The sequence below is a fragment of the Micromonospora sp. NPDC049107 genome (assembly GCF_040648595.1).
Classification (GTDB): domain Bacteria; phylum Actinomycetota; class Actinomycetes; order Mycobacteriales; family Micromonosporaceae; genus Micromonospora.
The window spans coordinates 1-3,391 of record NZ_JBEZEC010000024.1; the positions used below are offsets into that span (position 1 = coordinate 1).

2 rRNA genes are annotated in these 3,391 nt (G+C 56.5%); both read right to left on the reverse strand.

Annotation, left to right across the window (positions count from 1 at the left end):
- Nucleotides 1-10: 10 nt before the first annotated feature.
- A 5S ribosomal RNA gene (gene rrf / locus AB0B55_RS32605) occupies nt 11-127 on the reverse strand.
- 77 nt (nt 128-204) lie between these two features.
- Nucleotides 205-3,315: ribosomal RNA gene (locus AB0B55_RS32610) — 23S ribosomal RNA — on the reverse strand.
- Nucleotides 3,316-3,391: the final 76 nt, after the last annotated feature.

Sequence of the window (3,391 nt, forward strand, 5' to 3'; positions counted from 1 at the left end):
CTGAAAGATTGTCCGGCGGTGTCCTACTCTCCCACACCCTCACGAGTGCAGTACCATCGGCGCTGGAGGGCTTAGCTTCCGGGTTCGGAATGTGACCGGGCGTTTCCCCTCCGCCATGACCGCCGTAACTCTATGAACATATCAACCATCACCAACACGGGTGGGTGTTTGTTCAGAGTTGCACAGTGGACGCGTAGCAGCTTAGTAGTCAAGTCCTCGGCCTATTAGTACCGGTCAACTGAACCCGTTACCGGGCTTACATTTCCGGCCTATCAACCCAGTCGTCTAGCTGGGGGCCTTACCCCACCAAAGGTGGGTGGGATACCTCATCTTGAAGCAGGCTTCCCGCTTAGATGCTTTCAGCGGTTATCCCTTCCGAACGTAGCTAACCAGCCGTGCCCTTGGCAGGACAACTGGCACACCAGAGGTTCGTCCGTCCCGGTCCTCTCGTACTAGGGACAGCCCTTCTCAAGTATCCTACGCGCACGGCGGATAGGGACCGAACTGTCTCACGACGTTCTAAACCCAGCTCGCGTACCGCTTTAATGGGCGAACAGCCCAACCCTTGGGACCTGCTACAGCCCCAGGATGCGACGAGCCGACATCGAGGTGCCAAACCATCCCGTCGATATGGACTCTTGGGGAAGATCAGCCTGTTATCCCCGGGGTACCTTTTATCCGTTGAGCGACACCGCTTCCACTCGCAAGTGCCGGATCACTAGTCCCGACTTTCGTCCCTGCTCGACCTGTCAGTCTCACAGTCAAGCTCCCTTGTGTACTTGCACTCAACACCTGATTGCCAACCAGGCTGAGGGAACCTTTGGGCGCCTCCGTTACCTTTTAGGAGGCAACCGCCCCAGTTAAACTACCCACCAGACACTGTCCCTGAACCGGATAACGGTCCGAAGTTAGATACCCAAATCAACCAGAGTGGTATTTCAAGATTGCCTCCACCCATACTGGCGTATGGACTTCACCGGCTCCCACCTATCCTACACAAGCTAACTCAAGTACCAATGTCAAGCTATAGTAAAGGTCCCGGGGTCTTTCCGTCCTGCCGCGCGTAACGAGCATCTTTACTCGTACTGCAATTTCGCCGGGCCTGTGGTTGAGACAGTGGGGAAGTCGTTACGCCATTCGTGCAGGTCGGAACTTACCCGACAAGGAATTTCGCTACCTTAGGATGGTTATAGTTACCACCGCCGTTTACTGGCGCTTAAGTTCTCCGCTTCGCCCCGAAGAGCTAACAGGTCCCCTTAACGTTCCAGCACCGGGCAGGCGTCAGTCCATATACATCGAATTACTTCTTCGCATGGACCTGTGTTTTTAGTAAACAGTCGCTTCCCCCTGCTCTCTGCGGCCATACAACGCTCCACCCGCGCGGGGCTTCACGTCTCCGGCCCCCCTTCTCCCTAAGTTACGGGGGCAATTTGCCGAGTTCCTTAACCACAGTTCGCCCGATCGCCTCGGTATTCTCTACCTGACCACCTGTGTCGGTTTGGGGTACGGGCCGCTAAGAACTCGCTAGAGGCTTTTCTCGGCAGCATAGGATCACTGACTTCACCTGAATCGGCTCGGCATCACGTCTCAGCCTTCATGCGTCGCGGATTTGCCTACGACACGGCCTACACGCTTACCCCGGCACAACCACCGGCCGGGCTCAGCTACCTTCCTGCGTCACCCCATCGCTTGACTACTACCCGCCAGGTTCCCACGCTCCCTCAGATCAGTCCGAAGACCTCACCAAGTTCGGGTGGTTAGCACAACGAGGTTCATCAGGGACGCTCTTTCGCGGGTACGGGAATATCAACCCGTTGTCCATCGACTACGCCTCTCGGCCTCGCCTTAGGTCCCGACTCACCCAGGGCGGATTAGCCTGGCCCTGGAACCCTTGGTCATCCGGCGGAAGGGTTTCTCACCCTTCTTTCGCTACTCATGCCTGCATTCTCACTCGTGCCGCGTCCACAACTGGGTCACCCCGCTGCTTCACTCGCGGCACGACGCTCCCCTACCCATCCACACACCTGCACAAGGAATCAAGTCCAAGCGAGGTTAAAATGTGAATGCCACAGCTTCGGCGGTGTGCTTGAGCCCCGCTACATTGTCGGCGCGGAACCACTTGACCAGTGAGCTATTACGCACTCTTTAAAGGGTGGCTGCTTCTAAGCCAACCTCCTGGTTGTCTATGCGACCCCACATCCTTTTCCACTTAGCACACGCTTAGGGGCCTTAGCTGGTGATCTGGGCTGTTTCCCTCTCGACTACGAAGCTTATCCCCCGCAGTCTCACTGCCGCGCTCTCACTTACCGGCATTCGGAGTTTGGCTGATTTCGGTAAGCTTGTGGGCCCCCTAGACCATCCAGTGCTCTACCTCCGGCAAGAAACACGCGACGCTGCACCTAAATGCATTTCGGGGAGAACCAGCTATCACGGAGTTTGATTGGCCTTTCACCCCTAACCACAGGTCATCCCCCAACTTTTCAACGTTGGTGGGTTCGGCCCTCCACGCGGTCTTACCCGCGCTTCAGCCTGCCCATGGCTAGATCACTCCGCTTCGGGTCTAGAGCATGCGACTAAAGCGCCCTATTCAGACTCGCTTTCGCTACGGCTCCCCCACACGGGTTAACCTCGCCACATGCCACTAACTCGCAGGCTCATTCTTCAAAAGGCACGCCGTCACCCCGCAAGGCTCCGACGGATTGTAGGCGAACGGTTTCAGGTACTATTTCACTCCCCTCCCGGGGTACTTTTCACCATTCCCTCACGGTACTCGTCCGCTATCGGTCACCAGGAAGTATTTAGGCTTACCAGGTGGTCCTGGCAGATTCACGGCAGATTTCAGGGGTCCGCCGCTACTCGGGAACACCCACAGAAGGTCAACAGCTTTCACCTACCGGACTCTCACCGTCTACGGTCAGCCATTCCAGACTGTTCGACTAGCCATCAACTTTGTAACTTCTCCAACAGATGTCAGTCTGTTGAGCAGGGTCCCACAACCCCGACCACGCAACCCCTGACAGGTATCACACGCAGCCGGTTTAGCCTCAATCCGCTTTCGCTCGCCACTACTCACGGAATCACTAAATTGTTTTCTCTTCCTACGGGTACTGAGATGTTTCACTTCCCCGCGTTCCCTCCACACACCCTATGTGTTCAGGTGTGGGTGACACCACATGACTGGTGCCAGGTTTCCCCATTCGGACACCCTGGGATCACAGCTTGGTTGACAGCTCCCCCAGGCCTATCGCGGCCTCCCACGTCCTTCATCGGCTCCTGGTGCCAAGGCATTCACCGTTCGCCCTTGACAACTTGACCACAAAGATGCTCGCGTCCACTGTGCAATTCTCAACAAACAACCAACCCACAACCCGAAACACCCCACACCAGCACC